We start from the raw sequence: 21,044 nt of genomic DNA on the forward strand, positions 1-21,044 counted from the left end.
CGATCTGATGTGATCCGGCCGCACCTGGATGGGCGACCACCACCGTGGTCGAGGCAAGGCTGTACCGGCCGAGCGATTGGACATGATCGTTCGAGATTCCGGCGACGATGACCCAGTCGGTGGACAGGATGACCTTGACGGGGTTCTGGGTCTTGTCCACTTCGGCGATCGCCCGGCCTATTGCGGCCTCCTTGTTGGCGGAGATCGCCGCGGGGCAGGTTGAAATCGCGGGGTTGTTGTACGCGTGACGGTCTTCGCTGATCCAATTTTCGACCGTCGATTCATCCAGCACGTAATCATCACCGGTCACGCGATAATAGTGGTCGAACAATTTTTTGGCGACGGGGCGATCTCTCGAGCTGAAGTAGATCCCCACGGCCGCCGCTTGGGTGGCATTGGCTTGAATCAACTCGCCGGTGAAATCGTGAAGCGTCTTGAATTTACTCGTGTCCACTACCGGAAAATTTGGATGGATAGAAGTGTCGTAGCTCTTGATCGGCGGAGCCTGTCCATTCTCGCCACCTAGAACTTCCTCGTACATCACATTCTCCAACTCGCAGGCCTTCGATACTCCTGCGGGGTCCGATTCCGGTCAGCCACTCGGACTCTACTTCGCCGGGGGTTCGATGGCCACTCGCGGTAGCACCGAATCGGCTGCGGTGCAGCGCATCCGGGTTATCGGCGGTCAGTCCAATCGCAATCCGTGCAGGGCGAGCTAGTACTCCAGCCGCAGTTCGTGATGTTGTTGGGTCGCACGCGGTTTCGTGCTGGCGCGCCACCCGCCACGCGCGTCGGCGCCGAGCGGTTGGACGCCAGGTAATGCGGTCTGACATCCGCGGTGCGAGGTGGGCGAGGTTGCATATCCCGCCCTCACCACCGGAATCATCGGTCGATCAGCGGACGACCGGGAACCGACCTGAGCGCACAGCGTGGAGTCCGAAGTGGTCGGCGATGTGTAAACCGTGGTGTGTGAATCTCAGTATTCTGACCTCGGCGGTGATCGGGCAAGGGCCTCGGCGCCAGGGCAATTCGGGCTGGCGGCGATCACGATTCGGGCCAGCGGTGTGGCGATTTGGGCGGGCGGGACTTCGTACTGCGACGTCAGACGGGGGAGTGGGCGCTGAGGCGGCGGCAGTATTCTCCGACGGGCACGAGTTCCGCCGGACCAAGAGGATGCGTCGATGTCGTCACCGATACCGGGAGCCCTAGCCTGGGCGGTGATCGGTTACGTCGCGGTTCTCTTGGCGGGTCGGTTCTGGCTCGTCGGCGGCGCTGCTATGGATCGGCTCGTGAACCGCATGGGTCTGTGGAGCATCGCGGCTCTGCTGATGTACCGGTGCGCATCGACGCCGACCCTCGATGACCCGGCGAATCAGGTTGCCCTTGGCTGCGTTCTCATGAACACCACATACCTGTACAGCATCGGTCGGCTTGTCGGCGCCGATGCTGAGCAGGACGTTGTCAGGCGCCACCAGCGCAACGGCGCTCTGCTCGCCTTGGCCGCGACGGCCTCGATAGTCCTGACCGCGACATCAGCGAGATACTCGGGACGATCTGTCGACCTGCGCCTCGTGGAGGATGCACTGGGCATCGGCTGCGCCTTCGCGGTACCACTCACCTACAACACGGTTGTGTTCACTCGCAGATGTCTGGGCGCACTCCGCGATGTCGATACCCCGCGCGCGGCGCGGATCGTGTGCATCGGCCTGATCGGCAGCAATGTCATTCTCTGGGGCGCGCTGGCACTCTCGCTTTTCCAGCCGGCCACCGGGTGGCCCGACGGACCGCAACTGTCGCTGGTTCAGGCCGCGTTCACCTTGTGGGTCGCGATCGATTCGACACTGCTTGCGATGCCGCTGGTCGCGGAGCTGGTGCTGCGAGCGGGTATGGATCGCGCCACCAGGACCTGCCGTCGGCTGTTGCCGCTGTGGCGTGATCTCACCGCTGCGGTCCCGCAAATCGTCATGCCCGCCGATCCGCGGCACGGCTCTGATCCAGCCACCCGCCTCTTGAGAATGACCGTGGAGATCCGCGACGCGATGCTCCACCTAGGCCCTTACCTTCCGCCCGAAACCGATGAAACGCAACGCAATACGGTCCCAGAGCCCGAATCGGACCGCGCGCTTACCGATTACGCCCATCGGCTGATACGGGCGGCGCAGGCCAGAAAGGCGGGCCTACCACCCGCAGGCACCGGCGCACCACCGCCATTGCCTGTAATCGCGCACGATTTCGACACCGAGCTTTCGCACCTGATGGACCTGGCCCGCGTCTGGCCGCGGGCCAGGGCTGCGGCGGAACCAGCCGACCGCGCGTCGGTCGATCAGCGAACGACCGGGAACCGGCCTGAGCGCCAGTCATCGATGCGACGGCGGATGCTGTCGAGCATCGGTAGTTCGTCGATCTCGTCCGGCGCGAACCAGGCGACCTCGTGCGACTCGTCCGAGACCGCCAGTTCGCCGCCGACGGGACGGCCCAGCAGGCAAATCGAAAACTCTTGCCGGACTTCGCCATCGGCGTAGGTGAAGACGTGGCCGGGATTCGCGCTCTCGTTCGCGAGTCGCTTCGCCGTGCGGTGAGGGCGGCATGGCGGGCCAAGCGGTGCGGTATCAGTGCGGGATGGAATCGATGAGCGCGCGAGCGCCTTGGCGGAGCAGGTCGGCGCCGACGAAGAAGCCAAGGGCCTTCGGGTCCTCGGGCACGCCCCAGTGTTTGGCGTCCAACCACCGGCTGCCGTCGCTGTCGAAAACCTTGCCGTGCAAGGTGAGCCGTCCCGCGGGGTCGGTGGTGGCGTACCCGGCGATGGGGGAGTTGCAGTGGCCCTGTAGCGCGTGCAGCATGGCGCGTTCGGCGTCGGCGTGCCGGTGCGTCTCCGGGTGATCCAGTTCGCCGCCGACATCGCGCAGCCAGGCGTCGTCGGCGCGGCATTCCAGCGCGATGACGCCCGCGCCGACCGGCGGGCACATGATGTCCAGGTCGAGGATCTCGGTGATGCGGTGTTCCTGGCCGACCCGGTGCAGTCCGGCCACCGCCGCGATGAGCACGTCGACGTGGCCCTCCTCGAGCCGTGCCAGACGGGTGTTCACGTTGCCGCGCAACGGTTTCACGGTGAGGTGCGGGAAATGCAGATTCAGCTGCGCCTTTCGGCGCACCGAACTGGTGCCGACCACGGTGCCCTCCGGCAGCTCCGCCAATGGCGCGCCGCTCGCGGTGATCACCGCGTCGTGCACGTCCTCGCGGGCCAGGAATCCGGCGAAGGCCAAGCCGTCCGGCACCGGGATGTCGCCGGGAATGTCCTTGAGGCAGTGCACCGCGAGGTCGGCCTCGTCGGTCTGGAGGGCGAGGTCGATCTCCTTGACGAAGGCGCCCTTGCCGCCGAGTTTCGACAGATCCCCCATCCAGCGGTCGCCCGCGGTGGTCACCTTCACCAGCTCGCTGTCCACCCCCAGCCCGGCCAGCAGTGCCGCCACGTGCTCGGCTTGCGCGAGCGCCATGGGGCTGGATCGGGTAGCGATGCGAATGATGCGCGTCCGCGACATGGGCAGCAGACTACTCCCGGGGTGATCGCCCCGTCGCCGAGGGCAAGGAGAAGTGATGAGCTGGAACGCCGCCGGGCTGCTGGTGCAGGGTGAGGTCGGATCCCATGTGCTCGCGGCGCTGCCGGGAGACCCCCGTGAATCGGGCGAAAAAGGTTCGGGCGACGAGGTTTTCAGTAGCGGCTTTGCCGCCGATTACGCGGTCGCGACGGTCGGCGGCTGGACCGTGCTCGCCGACCCGTGGATCAGCGCGCTCTACGACGAGGAACTGTCGCCGCGCCTGGCCGAAGGACGCCGGGTGCTGACGTTCATCGCCAACGGGATGACCGATACCTACGGCATGGGCTGGTACATCGACGGCGCTGTCGTGCGCGATGTGCTCGTGGTCGAAGGGGAAACGGTCGCCGAGGAAGGGGTCCCGCTGCCCGAAGAGGAGGGGATCGCTCTGTCGGAGGAGGACGATGTCTTCGCCCTGATCGCGCGGCTCACCGGGGTGGACTTCGGAACCATCGCGGAGGCCGAGTATCGCTTCCTGATCAACACCGGAGCGGAGTGACGCGCGGCGGGGCCGGTCGGTGACCGGCCCCGCCGCGAGCGTCGGCGTCAGTAGGCGCTGCCACCGGTCGCCGGGGTGCGGCCGTGCCGCATGACCACCGCGATGAGCAGTGCCAGTGCCGAGGCGCCCGCCGCGACCCAGAAGCCAAGCTCGTAGCCGTGGTCGCCGAAGATGCCTGGCACCGGGCTCGGTGGAGCGGGTTGACCCGCGACGCTGACCAGCGCCCGCATCGGGCTGGCGTTCAGGAACGCCGTGACGATGGCCAGCCCGATCGCCACGCCCATGGACTGCATGACCCCGAGCATGCCCAGGCTGATGCCCTGCTGTTCCTGCGGGACCGCCTCGACCATGAGGATCGGCATGGCCGCGTAGTAGAACCCGAATCCGATGCCGAACGCGGCGCTCACCCAGAGAAAGGTCACCCAGGTGTGCGGGAGCACGGCGTAGCAGACCCCCGCGCCGACGAACAACGCGAGCGCAACGATCAGCGGCAGCCGGGCGCCGATCCGGCGGGCCAGCGCACCGGCCAGCGCGCCGCACAGCATCGCGAGCACGGCTTGCAGCAGAGCGATGCGGACCGCGAATTCCAAGAGGGTGTAACCGTTTCCGTAGGTGTAGCCGGGATCGAGGGTCACCTGCACGGCCTCGGCCGGTATCGGTTGTCCGGTCTGCTGCTGGATATGCGCCAGCGTGGCCTGCTGCACGCCCGCGGTGACAGTGGCCTGGTCAGGCGTCTGCGTCATGTAGCCGAGCGCGTAGGACTGCACGCCGATCAGGAACGACGCGAACAGCGCGCCGGCGAGCACGAGCGCGACCCTCGGGTGGAACAGCAACCGCATGTCCATGATCGGCCTGCTGACCCGGTTCTCGATCACCACGAACAGCACGATCAGCACGAGACCGGCCGCGAGCCAGGCCAGCGTCGTCGGCCTGCTCCAGCCCCAGTCCTGGCCCTTGTCCAGGTAGATCAGGGTGAGGCCGGCGCCCGCGGACAGCAGTACCGCGCCGACGACGTCGATGCGTTCCGGCACGCGCAGCTTGGACTCCGGCACCACGAAGTAGACCAGCGGCAGCATCAGCAGCGTGAACCCGGCCAGGCACCAGAAGATCGCGCGCCAGCTGTAGTTGTCCACCAGGAACCCGCCGAGCAGCGGACCCGCGATGGCCGAGAGGCCGAGACCCGTCGCGGTGATGCCGAGGCCGATCGGAACGTACTTGCGCGGCATCAGATCCCGGATCAAGCCGTAGGCGATGACGGCGGTCGCGATGGCGGTCGCCTGGAGCCCGCGCCCGAGCAGGAACAGCGCCCAGTTCGAGGTGATCGCGTCGAGCGCGCAGCCGAGCATGAACAGCACGCCGCAGACGAGGAACATCCGCTTCTTGCCCCAGACGTCGCTCATCTTGCCGATCAGCGGCGAGGCGGCCGCGCCGATGAGACCGAAAACGATGATGGCCCAGTTGATGTTCGCGCCGACGCCGGGAAAGGTCGGCGCGATCTTCTGTAGTGCCGCGGCCACGATCGTGTACTGCATCGGGGCGACCTCGGTGAACAGCACGATGACCGCGAGCACCGCGAAGATCCGGCCGCGCGACGCGCCGTCGAGTCTTCCGGTGCCGTCGGCGGATTCGGAGACGACGCCCGGACTTTCGGTGGTCGCGGGGTCGCGGGGAATGGTGGACATGGATCGCCCTCCGATGTTCTGGTGATACGTGTTGTGAAACCTGTCACACCGGGGCCGGATCGATGCCTCGCGAATCCCACTCACCGAGATTTCTCACCTGTCATATGCCTAGGCGATATAGTCCTAGCGTGACCGATGCCAAGCCTGTTTCCGTGGACGCCGGGGTGCCCGATCTACCGACGACGAGCTGGGCCGTGCTCGGAATGCTCTCGCACGCCGAGGAATTGTCCGGCTACGACCTGAAGAAGTGGGCCGACTGGAGCCTTCAGTTCTTCTACTGGAGTCCGTCGTTCAGCCAGATCTACGCCGAGCTCAAGCGACTGGAGAAGCACGGCTACGCCACCTCGCGCACCGTGCTGCAGGACGACGGCGTGCGCGGCAAGCGGATGTACGCCATCACCGAGGCCGGTCGCGCGGCGGCCGCGCACTGGGTCAATCACGCGCCGGTCGAAGCGCCCGTGCTCAAGCACAGCGTGATGCTGCGCGCTTGGCTCGGCCACCTCGCCGAACCGGACCGGCTGCGCGAGATCCTCACCGAGCACATCGGCTACGCCGAGCGGATGCGCAAGCTCGCCGAGGTGGACGCCGAGGGCGCCGAGGAGAATCCGGACTGGGCCTTTCCCGGCGCGGTGCTGCGCTGGTGTGTGCGGCACTACGAGGCCGAGCGGGACTTCGCGCGGGAGTTGCTGGCCGACGTCGACAAGCTCGCCGAGGAGCGGCGTCCCAAGCGCGCCGCCAAGGGCAAGGGGCGTCGCGCGTCCTGAGCGTGGCCCGCTGAGCGGGACTACCGCTTTCTATATCGATTAGGGATATTTCTACTAGTCATATAGGAGGAGGTGGTCATGCGTACCGAATTCGCAGGACAGCGGACGTTGGATCCGGTCGAGACGGCGATCGCGGCGATCGCCGCGGGCGGGATGGCGGTCGTCGTCGACGACGAGAACCGCGAGAACGAGGGCGATCTGATCCTCGCCGCGGAACTGGCGACCACGGAGTCCATCGCGTTCCTGGTCCGCCACACCAGCGGCGTGCTGTGCGCCCCGATGGCCGGACCCGATCTGGACCGCCTGCTGCTGCCGCCGATGACCGCGGTCAACGAGGACCCGAAAGGCACCGCGTACACCGTGTCGGTCGACGCGGCGCACGGCGTCGGCACCGGCATCTCGGCCGCCGACCGCGCCCACACGCTGCGCACGCTCGCCGACCCGCGCACCGAGGCGCACGAGCTCACCCGTCCCGGGCACGTCTTCCCGTTGCGCGCCCACCCGAGCGGCGTGCTCGGCAGGGCGGGGCACACGGAGGCGGCGGTGGATCTCGTCCGCCTCGCCGGACTGCGCCCGGCCGGGGTGATCGCGGAGGTCGTGCGTGACGACGGCGCCATGGCCAGGCTGCCGGAGCTGTGGGAGTTCGCGCGCGCCCACGGCCTGCCGATCATCTCGATCGCCGACCTGATCGAGTACCGCCGCCGGGTCGAGCGGACGGTGACCCGGGTGGTGCAGACCAGGATGCCGACCGAGTACGGCGAGTTCCGCCTCGTCGGCTACCGCGACGAGCTCACCGGAAGCGAAGCGCTCGCCATGGTCTTCGGCGAAACGGGCGCGGACGCGGTGCTCGCGCGGCTGCATTCGGAATGCCTCACCGGCGACGCGCTCGGCTCGCTGCGCTGCGACTGCGGCGACCAACTCGACGCGGCACTGCGCGCGGTCGCCGCCGAGGGGAGCGGCGTGGTGGTGTATCTGCGCGGGCAGGAGGGGCGCGGCATCGGACTGCTGAACAAGTTGCGCGCCTACGAGCTTCAGGATCTGGGCGCCGACACGGTCGAGGCCAACGTGGCGCTCGGGCTGCCGGTGGACGCGCGCCGCTACGCGGCGGGCGCGCAGGTGCTCGCCGATCTCGGCGTCCGCTCGGTGCGCCTGCTGAGCAACAATCCGGCCAAACAGGCCGGACTCGAGGAGCACGGCATCGCCGTGGTGCGCACGGTGCCGCTGCAATCGACGCCGACCGAGCACAACATCCGATACCTGCGTGCCAAGCGCGACCGGATGGACCACCAGCTGCCGAAGATGGACGCGGAGCTGGAGCGCGCCAGCTCCTGAGAGGGCGCGGCCGGAGCGGGGCGGATGGAGTACGAGGGGAATCGGATCTTTTCCGGTTCGGTGGTCCCGGTGGCGGGTGAATGCTGGCTATTTGCTTCCGGTTTGCCCTCTGCTGAACCCCGCACGGTGAAGAATTTCCGTTCGGGCCGCGCGGTATGAATTCTGCTGCTTTCCTTGTCGAGTCAGGATCGACAGTCCGCGAGCGGGGAGAGCTGGAAGCCGGGGACAGGGGTGCACCGAATACCGATACAGCAGGGTCGTTTTCGGATGGGCTGGGTGTGGTCGGTCGTCGGCGCGACGATCGCGGCGGTCGGCGTCGCGGTGTGGGCAACGTGGCCCGAAGCGGTCTCGTGCGAGCCGGCGGCGGACACCGGCGTGCGGGCCCTCCCGACGTGGTCGCCGGTGACCGGGAACAATTCCGGTGCGCCCGCGCGGCATTGGCCGCCGCTGCCGCCGATGCCGGGCGAGGCACGGTACTACTCGTCCAAGGCGACCGTCGCGTGCTCGTTCGAAGACCTGCCCGCCGACGGTCTCTACGCCGGGCTCTCCACCGCTGAGTTCGGCCGCGCCGACCTGTGCGGCGGCCACCTCGACGTCCGGGGTCCGCGCGGCGCGGTGCGCGTGCTCGTCGCCGATCGTTGCCCGGGATGCGCTCCGGGACAGCTGGATCTGAGCACCGCCGCGTTCGACCGGATCGCCGACCGTGCCGACGGCGTCGCGCAGATCAGCTATCGGCTGGTGCGAGACCCCGAGCCCGCCCCCGAAATCGGTTACGCGGTGAAGCCGGATTCGACGAGAGGCTGGCTGGCCCTGCTGATCACCGGCACCGGCAACCCGATCCGTCAGGTCGCGCTGCGCGACGAGGCGGGTGAGCAGTGGCGCGAGCTGACGCGCGGGACGGACAACTACTGGACCCTGGTCGGGGCCGGATCGGGACCGTTCACCGCGCGGATCACCGACGCTTACGGGCACGAAGCCGAGATCGTCGGGGTGTCGATGGATTCCGGAGAACGCCGGACCGGCGTGCGGCTGTATTCCGCCGCTGCCGTCCCCGCGCCGATCATCGTGCCCGCCACCTCGCGGGCGCAAGCCGAGTCGTCGGTCGCCACACCATCGCTCTGCGTTCGCTAGCGCGGCGGGCGTGCCGCGGCGCCAGGCGGACCCGAAGTTCGGCGAACGCCACATCGCCTCGGCGTCGCCGGGCCATTAGCCTGGTCGGGTGAGAGCGAGTGGACTCGACCGCGATCGCGGCGCCGACTGGGAGATCGGACGCCCCGACGGCGCCGCGCCGGTCGGCGGCGCCTCGGTGATCGGGTACCGAGGTCGCGGCGCCACCGCGTTGGACCTCCGTGTCGTCGCGATACCCGCGATCACCTTGGTGATCGAGTTCGGGGACAACCAGCTGATCGTCGACAGCGCCGCCGGTCGGCAAACGCTCGCCGGCTTCGCCTCGGGGTTCTCCGCGGGAACGATGCGTGTCCGCGGCGAGCGCGTCGAGTGCATCGAGGTGCGTCTGTCGCCGGTGCGGGCCTACTCGCTGTTCGACGTGGCCCCAACGGATCTGGGTGGCGCGGTCGTCGGACTGGACGACCTGTGGGGGCGGCGGGCGCTGTTGCTGCGTGAGCGACTCGCGGCCGCCGCGACATGGGACGAGCGCTTCGCGCTGACCAGATCGTTTCTGGCTCGGTGCGACGACCCGGCGCGCACGCCGCACCCGGAAGTGGTCGCCAGCTGGGAACGCATCGTCGCCCGCCGGGGGCGGGTCATGGTCGGCGAGCTGGCCGAGGCGTGCGGGTGGAGCCGCAAGCGGCTGTGGGCCCGGTTCGAATCGCAGATCGGTCTGACGCCGAAGCGCGCCGCGATGCTGGTCCGGTTCCGGCACGCCGTCGAAGGACTCGTGACGGGCGTTCCCGCCGCCGACGTCGCCGTGACCTGCGGCTACACCGATCAGTCCCACCTGTGCCGTGACGTGTCGAGCTTCGCCGACATCACGCCGGGGGTGCTGGCGGGGGAACCGCTCGCCGGATTCTCGAAGGACCGCCACGAGGCATGGGGAACCTTCTTCCAAACCCGACCGGCGCGGGACCTCGGGAACGCACGACGCGCCCGGTCCGGCCAGGGGAGTAGCCGGGAGTGCGCGCGCGGCGGCGAGATCGTGTCAGACTGATCCGAGCCCGTCACATCGCGAAGAGGTGATTCGGAGTGCATCGATGATCGCGTGGCGAGTCCGCCGCCCCGGCCCGATCGAGGACGGGCCGCTGGATCTGGTGCGTGAACCCGTGCCCGAGCCGGGCGCGGGAGAACTGCTGGTGCGGGTGCTCGCCTGCGGTGTGTGCCGCACGGATCTGCATGTGGCGGAGGGTGATCTCCCGGTGCACCGGGTCGGTGTGACGCCCGGGCACGAAGTGGTGGGCGAAGTGGTCGCGCTGGGTCCCGGGGCGACGGCGTCCGCCGGGCGGCCATTCGCGCCGGGCGACCGGGTCGGTATCGCCTGGCTGCGCCGCACCTGCGGGGTGTGCCGCTACTGTCTGCGCGGCGCCGAGAATCTATGCCCCGACTCGCGCTACACCGGCTGGGACGCCGACGGGGGATATGCCGAGTTCGCGACTGTCCCAGCGGATTACGCGCATCACCTGCCCGCGGGGTACGACGACGCCGAGACTGCGCCGCTGCTGTGCGCGGGCATCATCGGCTACCGCGCGCTGCAACGCGCCGACCTTCCCGAGGGCGGGCGGCTCGGGATCTACGGCTTCGGCGGCAGCGCCCATATCGCCGCGCAGGTCGCGCTGGCCCGCGGTGCCGAAGTGCATGTCATGACCCGTGATGAGGCCGCGCGCGAGCTGGCCCGCGAGCTCGGCGCGGCGTCGGTGCAGGGCGCCGCGGATCCGCCACCGGCGCCGTTGGATTCGGCGATACTGTTCGCGCCCGTCGGCGAGTTGGTGCTGCCCGCGCTCGCGGCGCTGGACCGTGGCGGCGTGCTCGCGATCGCCGGAATCCACCTGAGCGATATCCCCGCGCTGAACTATCAGCGACACCTGTTCCAGGAGCGGGAAATTCGCTCGGTCACCGCGAACACCCGCACCGACGCACGGGAATTCCTGGCCCTGGCCGAAAAACACCGGATAACCGTGACGACGCAGGGGTACTCCCTGGACAGGGCGGATCGCGCCCTCGCCGACCTCGCGCACGGACGATTCACGGGCGCAGCGGTTCTCGTCCCGTAGCGCCCCCGCCGCACCGGGCAGCCTTCGCGCACAACGATTGTGCGGTGACTCGGTCTCGCTTGGATTGAGTTGCTTGACGCAACTCACTGCCGTTCTTACCTTCGCGGATATAGCCGAGTGATAGTCACTGACAACCGTCACTCGGTGTTCTCACAACGGCGTGAGTGGGTGATCGTCATGGCGAACCGGAAGGTAAATCTGTTCCGAAATCGGCCTCTGGCAAGGGCATTCGCAGTGCTAATGCTCGTAGCGGGGGTCGGAGCGGCGACAAGTCTCGGCACGCAGGCGTCTGCGGACGCGTGCGCCGCGGTGGACGTGGTCGTGGCCCGAGGTACCGGGGAACCGGGGTGGTTGGGCAGTGTGGTCGGCGATCCGCTGTACGGCACGCTGCTCCAGACACTTCCGGTCGACTCGACCGCGTACGCGGTGAACTACCCTGCGAACCTGCTCGTTCCGTCCTCGGTGAGCGACGGCACGCGAGACATGACCGCGCACATCATGGCCCAGGCGGCGATGTGCCCGGATCAGCGGTTCGTTCTGGTCGGTTACTCCCAGGGCGCGGTCGTCACGCACGGCGTGCTCGGCACCGGCATCGTGACCGTGCTGCCCGGCATGTATGTCCTGCCGTACGAGCTGGAATCGAGGATCGCCGCGGTGCTGCTGTTCGGTGATCCGGTCCGCCTGCTCGGATGGAACGTGCCGGGGCTGTACGCCTGGCGCACCGCCAACTACTGCACCGGCGGTGATCCGGTGTGCGGCGGCGGTTTCGATCCGGCGGCACACGGCAACTACGGTTGGGCGATGTGGCCCGCCGCGGAATTCGCGGCCGCCCACATCTGAGCACCCGGCCGGGAAATCCGGGACGTCGGGGCCTGGCGGCGACGCCAGGCCCCGACACTTGTGTGCGCGCCCGGAGCCGTTGTCGTCACTCCTGCGGCAAGGGCAGGCGAAGTTCGGTGACGGCGATGCGGGCAGTCTCGGCGATGGCGGCGTCGACGACGGGCAGGTGCGGATCCGCACGGGCCGCACGGGTGAAAATCGCTACCGCGACAGGATATTCGCCGGGAAATTCGACCACCGCGACCTCGTTGCGGATGACACCGATGGTTCCGGTCTTACCCGCCGTCGAGACGCTGCGATGGGGGAAACCCGCGGCCACGCGATGCGGCCAGACCTGGTGTCGCATGACGGTGCGGACGAACTCGGTCTGCTCCGCGGACAGCACCGTGCCGCTCCACAGGGCGCGCAGCAGTCGGGTCATCTCCTCTGGCGTCGTCGCGCTGGTGTAGGACGGGTCGTACGCCGACACCGACCACGCGTCGTCGTTCTCCGCGAGCACCGCGAACGCCTCGGCCGTGGTGTGCGTGTCGGTGTCGCGGACGAGACTGCGGTGCAGGTCGGCGGTGCCACCCACGATGCGGGTGTTGGTCAGGCCGAGGTCGTCCACCAGGCTCTCGACGGCACCGAGGCCGGTCTCGCCCAGCAGGACATCGGCCGCGGCGTTGTCGGAGACGGTCATCATCGATGTCGCGAGGTCGCGCAGGCTCATGGTCACCGGATCGCGCATGGCGGCGATGCCGGTCGGACCCGGCGTGCAGTCGGACGGGGTCACTGTCAGCCGGGTGGCTGGATCGATGCGCCCGGAGTCGACATGGCGGCAGAACGCGACGAACAGCGGCAACTTGTACACCGACGCGAGCACGACCCGCTCGTCGCCGCCGACGGAGATCTCGGTCGCTGAGCCGTCGCACCGGCGGGCGTGCAGCCAGCCGCTGCATCCGGCATCGGCGAACACGGCGCGGATTCTGTCCTCGGCGGTGCTCACCGCAGCCGCTCCCGGTACAGCACGCGGTCGACCGCGTCGGCATAGGCGTCGGCGCCGGCGCGGTGGACGACGCGGACTCGCAGAGCGACGGCCTGCGGTGCGATGCGCAGCCACGTCACGCCGGGCGTGGACGACGGAGGCATCGTGGTGAGCCCGAAACTCGTTCCGGCCGCCACCGCCGCGAACACGGTGCGATCGTCGGGCGCGGGCACGGTCGGCGCGTCGAGACCCCGCTCGCGCAGCAGGTCGACGACGGTGTCGAAGGCCGGCGGGTTGGCAGCGCGCGGCGGACAAGCGAAACTGAGTCCGCCGAGCATGGGGAAGGTGGGGCGTTCGGCGCCCGCGCTGCGATGTTCCGACGGCACCACCAGCCACCGCGGCACCTTGACGACCGGGCGGACCTCGACCCCGTCGACGAGGGCCGGATGCTCGATCACCGCGACATCACACAGTCCCGACCGCACGTCGGCGACCAGGTCGACGCTCGTGGCCACCGTCGTGGACACCGCGGCATCCGAGGCCACCCCGGTCCGCAATGCGCCCACACACGCCGTGACCACCCGATCGGGCAGCGCCGCGGTCGCGCCCCAGTGCACCGCGCCGTGGGTGTTCGCGATGCGGTGCGCCTCGGCGATCAGGCGCTCGGCGTCGTCCACGAGCAGCCGAGCCCGCGGAAGCAGTTGCAGACCGGCGGACGTGAGCACGGCTCCCTGCCTGGTGCGGTGAACGAGGTCGACGCCGAGATGCCGTTCGAGCCGCCGGAGTCCCTGCGACAGCGGTGGCTGGGTCATATCCAGCGCGGTCGCCGCCCTGCCGAAGTGTCCTTCGTCCGCGACCGAGACGAAGAAGCGGAGGTGGCGGATCAGGTCCATGCGGTCATTGAACCAGGGGGTTCGCCGACCTCGGCTTCGCTGTCCGACCGCGCGGTCCGCGCGAGGGTCGAAGCGCACCCGAACCTGCGACGATATCCAAGTCGACTCGCCCGCGCCGGAGCCGGATATTGGTGTCGGCGGGCGTGTCGATGGTGTGGTGCGGCGGTGATCTTTTCTGTCTTCACTCACCCTGGCCCGCTCGGTCGTCGTCGGCTCCTGGCCGCCGTTGCGGTGTCCGCGCTGTCCCTCGCCACCGCCGCGTGCGGGTCCGGTACCGATGTGTCCGCGGCCGCGAACACCACACCGGCGGCCGCGACAACGTCGTTCACCGAGATGGAGGCGAAGCACTCCGCGCGGCTGGGGGTTTACGCGATCGACACCGGCTCCGGCCGCACCGTTGCCCATCGAGACGGGGAGAGGTTTCCGATCGCCTCCACGTTCAAGGGTCTCGCGTGCGGCGCCCTGCTGCGCGACCACCCGCTGTCCACGGGCTACTTCGACCAGGTGATCCACTATTCCCGCTCCGAAATCGTCGTGAACTCGCCGGTGACCGAGCAGCGCGTCGACACCGGCATGACCGTCGCCGAGCTGTGTGAGGCGGCGATCACCGTGTCCGACAACGCCGCGGGCAACCAGTTGCTGAAACTCCTCGGCGGCCCGGAGGGTTTCACCGCATTCCTGCGGTCCATCGGCGACACCACCTCGCGCCTGGACCGCTGGGAGCCCGAACTGAACACCGCTGTTCCTGGCGACGAGCGCGACACCACCACCGCCGCCGCCCTCGCCACCGACTACCGCAACCTGGTTCTCGGTGATGTTCTCGCCGAACCCGAACGGGCGCAATTGAAGTCGTGGCTGATCGCCAGCAGGACCGGGGCCGACCGTATTCGCGCCGCGCTGCCCGCGGACTGGACCGTCGGCAACAAGACCGGCAGCCCCGCTTACGGCAGTGCCCTCGACGTCGCCGTCGTCTGGCCGCCGGGACGCTCTCCGCTGGTCATCGCCGTACTGTCCACGAAGTTCGAGCAGAACGCCAAGGCCGACAACCCTCTTGTCGCCGAGGCCACCCGCGCCGCCGTCGGGATGTTCGGATAGCGGCGAGCGCTTCGACGATCGGTCCCAGGGCGAATCCGTCACGCTGCCCGCTCATTCGGTGACGAAATCGGCCATCATCGCCATGTCCTCGTGCTCGAGATTGTGACAGTGCAGCATGAACGGCCCTGGATGGTCCGTGAAGCGCACCGCGACCTCTACCGCCTCCGCGGGACGAAGGTCGACGGTGTCCTTCCAGCCCGCGTCGAAGCGGCCCGGCGACCGGTTGTTGCGACCGATCACCTGGAACGGATCGAGGTGGACGTGCACCGGGTGGTGGAAATCGGTGAGGAAGCGCCAGATCTCGATCGTGCCGAGCTTCGGCCTGGCCAGCGGCTCGCCCGGCGCGTAGAGCTTGCCATTGATCGCCCAGCCGTGCTCGCGTAGCTGAAAGTGGAAGGTGCGCACCGCTACTGCCGCGTTCGCGTCGAGGGTGGCGATCCGGCTCAGCCGCTCGGGGACGGTGGTGTCGTCGCGACGCGCTGACCCGTAGGACGTCGCCGAGCACACCGTTCATGTACGCGTCGATGACGCCCGGGGCGCGCAGCGCCGGATCCGCTTGCGGGTAGGCGAAGGATCCGTCCTCGGCGAACGAGCGGTCGGCGACCAGCAGCGGAATGTCGCGGTCGCCGGTGGGCAACCCGAGCGCGGCCTCCTCGTCGTCGGTGATCAGGTGGAAGCCGGCGAGGCCGCGCCACACCGCCGGACCGGTGAAGCCGTGGCGGTGGTCGTGATACCAGAGTGTCGCCGCGCGTTGGTTGTTCGGATAGTGATAGTCGCGCTCCCCGTGGACGATCGCGTACCCGGCCCCGGTCGAATCGTGGTGGTGCGCGTCGGCGGCGGTGGTCGCGCCGCGCGGCAGGATGACGTCCATCGGGTAGCCGTCGTTGTCGGCCGGGGTATGCCCGCCGTGTAGGTGCACGACTACCGGATGTGGCAATTCGTTGCGGTGACGGACCACTGACCGGCGGCCGGATCGCGCCAGGATGGTCGGACCGGGAAAGCTGCCGCCGTAGGTCCACGCCGATGTCCGGAGACCGGGCAGGATCTCCAGATTCGTTTCCTGCTGGACGATTTCGTAGTAATCGGCCTCGGCATCGCTGCGCACCGGAGCGAGCACGGCGGGGACGGGCAGCGTTGCCTGGAAGGCCGGTGGCGGCGGCACCGCGCTCGGCAGCACGCGGCCCGGCGCCCCGGGTGTGAGCAGCATGCCGCCTCGGATGCCTGCCGCACCCAAGGTCGCCGCGACGCCGAGGCCTGCCCCGGCCGCCAGGAATTCGCGGCGGCTCATCGGGCTCACGCGCGCCACCGCCACGCCCAGACGGTCAGCAGCGCGGTGCCGATCGACAGTCCAACGGCCATCGGCACATGCACCGCCAGGGCCCGCTGTTCACCCAAGGGGATGAGCGCACCGGCGACGATCGTCTGCACGACGCTGGTCCGCACCGGCCAGGACGGGCCGGAACCCGATCGCCACAGCAGGATCGCGGCGATCGTCTGGATCGCCATGCAGAGTGCGACGACACCGCCGTTACGGCCGTGCGCCGCGAGCGCCTCGAAGTGCCCGGACAAGAACTCACCCGCGAGCAGCGCCTGGCTCAGTACGAGCAGCGCCGCGACGGCGGTGCAGGATCGAAACAGCGCGAGCGGCCAAAAGCTGCGTGCGGCAAGGGATTCGGTCACGAACTTCCTCCTGGAACGAGAACGACGGAGCCGGGCTCAGCGGGCTTGGCGCACGCCGCGCCGCCAGACTTCCGCGAGCGCGGCGGTCGCCGTGATGTCGGTGGTGGGATCTCCGTCGACCAGCACCAAGTCTGCGCGCAGTCCCGGCGCGATCCGGCCGCGGTCGGCGAGCCCGAAGTGCCGGGCAGGCAGGCTGGTCGCCGCGGCCAGCGCCTGCTCCGGCGTGAGACCGACCTCGGTGAGCAGGCGTAGTTCGGTGTGCAGGTCGACGCCGTGCGCGGGGACGAACGGGGTGGCGTCGGTGCCCGCCAGTAGCGGGACACCCGCGCGGTGCAGTGCCTGCGCGACTCGTACTGCGCCGTCGAATGTTCCCGTCCGCGCGCAGTCCGGCGTGTGCGCCGACCGATCCGATATCGCGGCGAAGTACACCAGCGTGGAGACGACGAAGACGCCCTGGGCGGCGACGCGCTCGACGAGCGCGCCGTCCTCGTCCGTCCACACGTGCGCCAGCCCGTCCACGCCCGCGTCCAGGGCGATGCGCACCTCGGCGGCGGTGACGGCGTGCGCGAGGACGCGCAACCCGGCCGCGTGCGCCGCGGTGACCAGCGCCGTCGCAGTGTCCGCGCCGAGCGCGGGCAGCCGGGTGCCGTGCACCGCACCGTCATCGATCACGATCTTCAGATAGTCCGCGCCCTCGGCGACGCGGGCGCGCACGAAATCCTCTGCCTGGTCCGGTCGTTCGATGATGTCGAACGGCGCGACGTCGAGCGCGTCGATGCCGGGCGCCGTGAGTAGCTGACTCGGATGCCCGCCGGGCGCGGTCGCGAGGGTGCCCGCGCTGCGAAAGTCGGCGACGTCGTCGCGGTCGGCGGCCAGCGCGCGCTGGGCGGGGAGGTGGCCCGGTAGGCAGAACATGTCCAGCTCGGTCGTGACGCCGTGGCGCAGCGCCCGCGCGAGATCGTCGCCGAACACGTGGGTGTGCGCGTCGATCAGTCCGGGCAGCAAAGTCTTTCCCGCGCCGTCGATCTCGATGTCGCCAAGGTCGCCGTCGTAGTCGGCGACGCGGTCGTCCACGATCAGGACGGTGGCGTCGGTGCTTGTCTTCTCCCCGTCGAAAAGCCGGACGTCGCGAATCACGGTGCGCATGGGTGCTCTCCTTCGTTCTCGGCGGCGGGCGCCGCGTACGGACATCAGGAGGTGGGGGAGAGGCGGGAGTGTGACGTTCGGGTGAGATGGATCACTCCGCGGCCGCGTCGCGTCACATTGCGGCGCGGCGCATCCCTCTCATGCACGAAACGAGCGAGCGTGGACAGGAGATGTGATGGAACACCGGCCCGCAGGCGCCATGGACACCGATGCCGCGACCGAGGTGTTCGTGCGACACCGCGAGCTGTTGTTCTCGGTCGTCTACACGATGCTCGGCAGCGTCGCCGACACCGAGGACGTGCTACAGGAGACGTGGCTGTCGTTGGCGCCGCGCAATACGGCGCTGTCGGCCGACGAGATCGCCAACCCGCGCGCCTACCTGGTTCGGGTGGCCGTGAACCAAGCGCTCGCCCGGCGCGACGCGATGATCCGGCGACGGGAAACCTATGTCGGACAATGGCTTCCGGAGCCCGTGGTGCGCGAGGCCGAAGCCGAGCCCGACGCCGCCGATCGCGTGATGCGCACCGAGGCGTTCTCGATGGCGCTGCTGGTGATCCTCGAATCGCTCACCCCGCTTGAACGCGCGGTGTTCGTGCTGCACGAGGTGTTCGGGTACCCGCACACCGAAATCGCCGAGATCATCGGCCGCAGTCCCGCGGCGGTGCGCCAGATCGCGCACCGGGCGCGCGGTCATGCGCGAGCCCGTCGCCCGCGCGGGCACGCCGACCCGAAGACGCGCCGCGAGGTGACCGAACGGTTCGTCGCGGCGGCGATGGGCGGCGACCTGGAGGAACTGCTCGCCGTCCTCGCCCCCGACGTCACGCTGTGGACCGACGGCGGCGAGCGCGGCCCCGCGACCAGCCTGCGCCCGGTGCACGGGGCGGGCGCGGTGGCGCGGTTGTTCGCCGAGGTGGCGCGCGGGCTGCGGCCCGGTTACCGGGTCAGGTACCGGGCCGTCAGCACCGATCCGTGCGCGGTGCTCTTCGACGGTGACGCCCCGCTGGCCGTCGTCGTGCTCGACGTGACCGCCGAGGACACCGTGCGCGGCATCTACTCGGTCACCAATCCGGACAAGCTGACGCGCGTCCGCTGAGCCGCGAACCGGACTACCACTGCAGGCCGGGCACCACCCGCGCGACCCTGGCCGCCGGGTTCGGCAGCGCCATCAGCGGCAGCAGCACCGGCCCGAGCAGGGTGAGCGGCCCGCGTCCCGAGCTGCCCTCCGCGGCGCCGGGGGAGACCGCGACCTCGTTCGAAACGCCCCGTGCCGCATGCGATTCGCCGAACATGCGGAACCCCTGGTGCAGGATCGTGCGCTTCACCGATGGCATCAGCAGATCGACCGCCTGGGCGAAGGTACCGACCGGCGTGTCGATGCGGTGCGGCCGGTCCTCCAGCGCGCGCACCACGATGGCCGCGGCCCGGTCGGGATCGGGCACCGGCAGCGAGCGGTACAGATCGGTCGGCGCGATCATCGGGGTGCGCACCAATGGCATGCGCACCGAGGTGAAAGTGATACCAGCGTCCCGGTTCTCGACGGCGGCGATCTCGCTGAAGTTGTCCAGCGCCGACTTGCTGGCCACGTAGGCGGCGAAGCGCGGGACCTTGGTCTGTACCGCGATGGAGGAGATGTTGACGATGTGGCCGAAGCGCCGCGCCCGCATCGACGGCAGCAGGCCCAGGATGAGCCGCACCGCGCCGAAGTAGTTCACCGCCATGGTCCGCTCGAAATCGTGCATCCGGTCGGTGGAATTCACCACCGAGCGGCGGATCGAGCGGCCCGCGTTGTTCACCAGGTAGTCGACGTGGCCGTGGTCGGCGAGCATCGCGCGCACCAGGCCGTCGACGGACTCGGGGTCGGTGATGTCGCACGGATAGGTGTACGCCGCCCCGCCTTCCGCGCGCACCGACTCGGCCGCGGCGAGCAGGTCGGCGCGGCCGCGCGCCACCATGAGCACGGTGGCGCCGCGCCGCGCCACGGCGTGCGCGGTGGCCAGGCCGATGCCGGAGGAGGCGCCGGTGATGAGCACGATCCGCCCGGACAGCGGGTCGCCGCTGTCGGCCGGGCGGTCCCGGTTCGGATCGAGGTTCGCGCGCCAGTACTGCCACAGCCGCGCGGCGTAGTTCTCGAACGGCGGCACCGAAAGCCCGCTGCCGCGCAACTGGGCCTGGGTGGACTCCGAGACGAACTCCGAGGCGAAAGAAACGTGCGGCGCGACCTCTGGGGGAATTCCCATCTGCGACAGAAGGAAATCGCGGACCGCGGGCACGCCCGGCAGCTGCGCGAGCCCGTTCAGCGCCAGTCCGCTTCCCGGTACGGGGCCGATGCCCCCGGGTGCGCCCGCCGCGGCGGCGAGCGCGTTGTACACGGCGTCGAACGGCTGCGGCCGCGGGTTCACCAGGTGGAAGGTGCGGCCGTCGAGGCCGGATTTGCGCACCAGTTCCACCATCGCGGCAGCGACGTAGTCGACCGGGACGATATTGGTGGCGCCCAGGTCGGGCAGCGGCATCGGCAGGTCCGACGGCAGGGCCGCGAGCTTGGCGATGGCGGAGAAGAAGTAGTACGGCCCGTCGATCTTGTCCATCTCGCCGGTGCGGGAATCGCCGACCACGATCGCGGGGCGATACACCCGCCAGCGCACCCCGCGCGACTCGCGAACCAGCTGCTCCGCGGCGAATTTGGTGCGGTGGTACGGGGAGGTGAGGTTCTGGCCGAGGTCGAAATCCTCTTCGAAGAACTTGCCCTTGTGGTCGCCGGCGACCGCCACCGAGGACACGTGGTGCAGCACCGCGCCGAGTTCCCGCGCCAGCGCGATGACCGAACGGGTGCCCGCCACGTTGGCGGCGTGGGCGGTGTGCTCGTCGGCGGTCATGTCGTATACCGCGCCCAGGTGGATCACGTGATCGGCCTTCGGCGCCTGATCGCGCAGGCCGAGCCGCTCGGCCGTGAGGTCGCCGACCAGGGCGAAGACTCGTTCGCCGCCGTGCCAGCCCTCCGCCAATTCCGTGAACTTGGCTAACGATTCGGCGCGGACGAGCACGTGGACGATCGCCTCGGGATCAGCGTCCAGCAGCCCTTGTACGACCCGTCGACCCAGAAATCCGGTTCCGCCCGTCACGATGTAGGAGACCATCGTCCCTCCTGCTGTTCACTCGAACCTGTTGTCGCGCACCATTGATCCGGCATGCGGCGGTGAATGCGGAGTCAACGAATCGGCCCCCGGTGACAGCGGTCGGGCCGAAAGTAGGAACACCTTCGTCCTGACTTATGCGGAACTGTAATCGGTTCAGCGTCGGCGGGGCAAGCTGATCGGCGTCGGCCGCGGTGTGGG

General features: G+C 69.2%; 18 protein-coding genes and 2 pseudogenes. 10 read left to right on the forward strand and 10 right to left on the reverse strand.

Annotated elements, in window-relative coordinates; translation table 11 throughout:
- Positions 1 to 541: pseudogene (locus NX1_RS05395) on the reverse strand (hypothetical protein); the annotation flags it as partial.
- A gap of 640 nt (positions 542 to 1,181) precedes the next feature.
- On the opposite strand from NX1_RS05395, the gene NX1_RS38525 reads away from it, so the two are divergent.
- Complete coding sequence (locus NX1_RS38525; protein WP_307649953.1) at positions 1,182 to 2,522, forward strand: MAB_1171c family putative transporter; 1,341 nt, start codon at positions 1,182 to 1,184, stop codon at positions 2,520 to 2,522.
- 87 nt (positions 2,523 to 2,609) lie between these two features.
- On the opposite strand, the gene hemC is transcribed toward NX1_RS38525, so the two are convergent.
- Positions 2,610 to 3,539, reverse strand: coding sequence for a hydroxymethylbilane synthase (hemC, locus tag NX1_RS05405; RefSeq protein WP_068054777.1), 930 nt, complete (start codon positions 3,537 to 3,539; stop codon positions 2,610 to 2,612).
- Positions 3,540 to 3,594: 55 nt separating this feature from the next.
- On the opposite strand from hemC, the gene NX1_RS05410 reads away from it, so the two are divergent.
- Entirely contained in the window at positions 3,595 to 4,092 is a 498-nt protein-coding gene (locus NX1_RS05410) for a DUF6461 domain-containing protein (protein ID WP_068054779.1), read from the forward strand.
- A 47-nt stretch (positions 4,093 to 4,139) separates the two neighbouring features.
- On the opposite strand, the gene NX1_RS05415 is transcribed toward NX1_RS05410, so the two are convergent.
- Complete coding sequence (locus NX1_RS05415) at positions 4,140 to 5,774, reverse strand: MFS transporter (RefSeq protein WP_068054781.1); 1,635 nt, start codon at positions 5,772 to 5,774, stop codon at positions 4,140 to 4,142.
- A gap of 128 nt (positions 5,775 to 5,902) precedes the next feature.
- Between NX1_RS05415 and NX1_RS05420 the strand changes: the two genes are divergently transcribed.
- From NX1_RS05420 to NX1_RS05445, 6 genes are all read left to right on the forward strand, one after another.
- Positions 5,903 to 6,538, forward strand: coding sequence for a PadR family transcriptional regulator (locus tag NX1_RS05420; RefSeq protein WP_245668334.1), 636 nt, complete (start codon positions 5,903 to 5,905; stop codon positions 6,536 to 6,538).
- A gap of 78 nt (positions 6,539 to 6,616) precedes the next feature.
- Positions 6,617 to 7,870: a bifunctional 3,4-dihydroxy-2-butanone-4-phosphate synthase/GTP cyclohydrolase II gene (locus tag NX1_RS05425; RefSeq protein ID WP_068055182.1), complete on the forward strand. Its 1,254-nt coding sequence runs from the start codon at positions 6,617 to 6,619 to the stop codon at positions 7,868 to 7,870.
- Positions 7,871 to 8,137: 267 nt separating this feature from the next.
- Entirely contained in the window at positions 8,138 to 9,001 is an 864-nt protein-coding gene (locus NX1_RS05430) for an expansin EXLX1 family cellulose-binding protein (protein ID WP_068054787.1), read from the forward strand.
- Positions 9,002 to 9,089: 88 nt separating this feature from the next.
- Positions 9,090 to 10,037 (forward strand): helix-turn-helix domain-containing protein, encoded by a 948-nt coding sequence (locus tag NX1_RS05435; RefSeq protein WP_068054790.1) that lies wholly within the window; start codon positions 9,090 to 9,092, stop codon positions 10,035 to 10,037.
- A gap of 43 nt (positions 10,038 to 10,080) precedes the next feature.
- A complete protein-coding gene (locus NX1_RS05440; protein WP_068054791.1) occupies positions 10,081 to 11,094 on the forward strand; it encodes a zinc-binding alcohol dehydrogenase family protein in 1,014 nt (337 codons plus the stop codon).
- 240 nt (positions 11,095 to 11,334) lie between these two features.
- On the forward strand, positions 11,335 to 11,934 hold the full coding sequence (locus NX1_RS05445; protein WP_068054792.1) for a cutinase family protein: 600 nt from the start codon (positions 11,335 to 11,337) through the stop codon (positions 11,932 to 11,934).
- Positions 11,935 to 12,019: 85 nt separating this feature from the next.
- On the opposite strand, the gene NX1_RS05450 is transcribed toward NX1_RS05445, so the two are convergent.
- Together NX1_RS05450 and NX1_RS05455 are read right to left on the reverse strand one after the other, a co-directional pair.
- Positions 12,020 to 12,919 (reverse strand): serine hydrolase, encoded by a 900-nt coding sequence (locus NX1_RS05450; RefSeq protein ID WP_068054793.1) that lies wholly within the window; start codon positions 12,917 to 12,919, stop codon positions 12,020 to 12,022.
- Complete coding sequence (locus NX1_RS05455; RefSeq protein WP_068054796.1) at positions 12,916 to 13,791, reverse strand: LysR family transcriptional regulator; 876 nt, start codon at positions 13,789 to 13,791, stop codon at positions 12,916 to 12,918. The genes NX1_RS05450 and NX1_RS05455 overlap by 4 nt, the downstream gene beginning before the upstream one ends.
- Before the next feature lie 165 nt (positions 13,792 to 13,956).
- Between NX1_RS05455 and bla the strand changes: the two genes are divergently transcribed.
- A complete protein-coding gene (bla, locus tag NX1_RS05460; RefSeq protein WP_084501049.1) occupies positions 13,957 to 14,886 on the forward strand; it encodes a class A beta-lactamase in 930 nt (309 codons plus the stop codon).
- 51 nt (positions 14,887 to 14,937) lie between these two features.
- Here bla and NX1_RS37720 read toward each other — a convergent pair whose 3' ends face one another.
- The 4 genes and pseudogenes from NX1_RS37720 to NX1_RS05475 all read right to left on the reverse strand — a co-directional run bounded on the left by NX1_RS37720 (position 14,938) and on the right by NX1_RS05475 (position 17,712).
- Positions 14,938 to 15,393: a multicopper oxidase domain-containing protein gene (locus tag NX1_RS37720; protein ID WP_245668336.1), complete on the reverse strand. Its 456-nt coding sequence runs from the start codon at positions 15,391 to 15,393 to the stop codon at positions 14,938 to 14,940.
- A 217-nt stretch (positions 15,394 to 15,610) separates the two neighbouring features.
- Positions 15,611 to 16,174, reverse strand: a pseudogene (locus NX1_RS37725) (multicopper oxidase domain-containing protein); the annotation flags it as partial.
- Positions 16,175 to 16,179: 5 nt separating this feature from the next.
- Positions 16,180 to 16,566, reverse strand: a complete 387-nt coding sequence (locus NX1_RS05470) for a hypothetical protein (RefSeq protein WP_068054799.1) — start codon at positions 16,564 to 16,566, stop codon at positions 16,180 to 16,182.
- 36 nt (positions 16,567 to 16,602) lie between these two features.
- A complete protein-coding gene (locus tag NX1_RS05475) occupies positions 16,603 to 17,712 on the reverse strand; it encodes an amidohydrolase family protein (protein ID WP_068054802.1) in 1,110 nt (369 codons plus the stop codon).
- A gap of 175 nt (positions 17,713 to 17,887) precedes the next feature.
- On the opposite strand from NX1_RS05475, the gene sigJ reads away from it, so the two are divergent.
- Positions 17,888 to 18,805: an RNA polymerase sigma factor SigJ gene (sigJ, locus tag NX1_RS05480; RefSeq protein ID WP_068054805.1), complete on the forward strand. Its 918-nt coding sequence runs from the start codon at positions 17,888 to 17,890 to the stop codon at positions 18,803 to 18,805.
- A gap of 13 nt (positions 18,806 to 18,818) precedes the next feature.
- Here the strand turns inward: sigJ and NX1_RS05485 are convergent, their stop codons facing one another.
- Complete coding sequence (locus tag NX1_RS05485; RefSeq protein WP_068054811.1) at positions 18,819 to 20,846, reverse strand: SDR family oxidoreductase; 2,028 nt, start codon at positions 20,844 to 20,846, stop codon at positions 18,819 to 18,821.
- Positions 20,847 to 21,044 lie beyond the last annotated feature (198 nt).

The organism is Nocardia xishanensis NBRC 101358 (assembly GCF_001613365.1).
GTDB lineage: Bacteria > Actinomycetota > Actinomycetes > Mycobacteriales > Mycobacteriaceae > Nocardia > Nocardia xishanensis.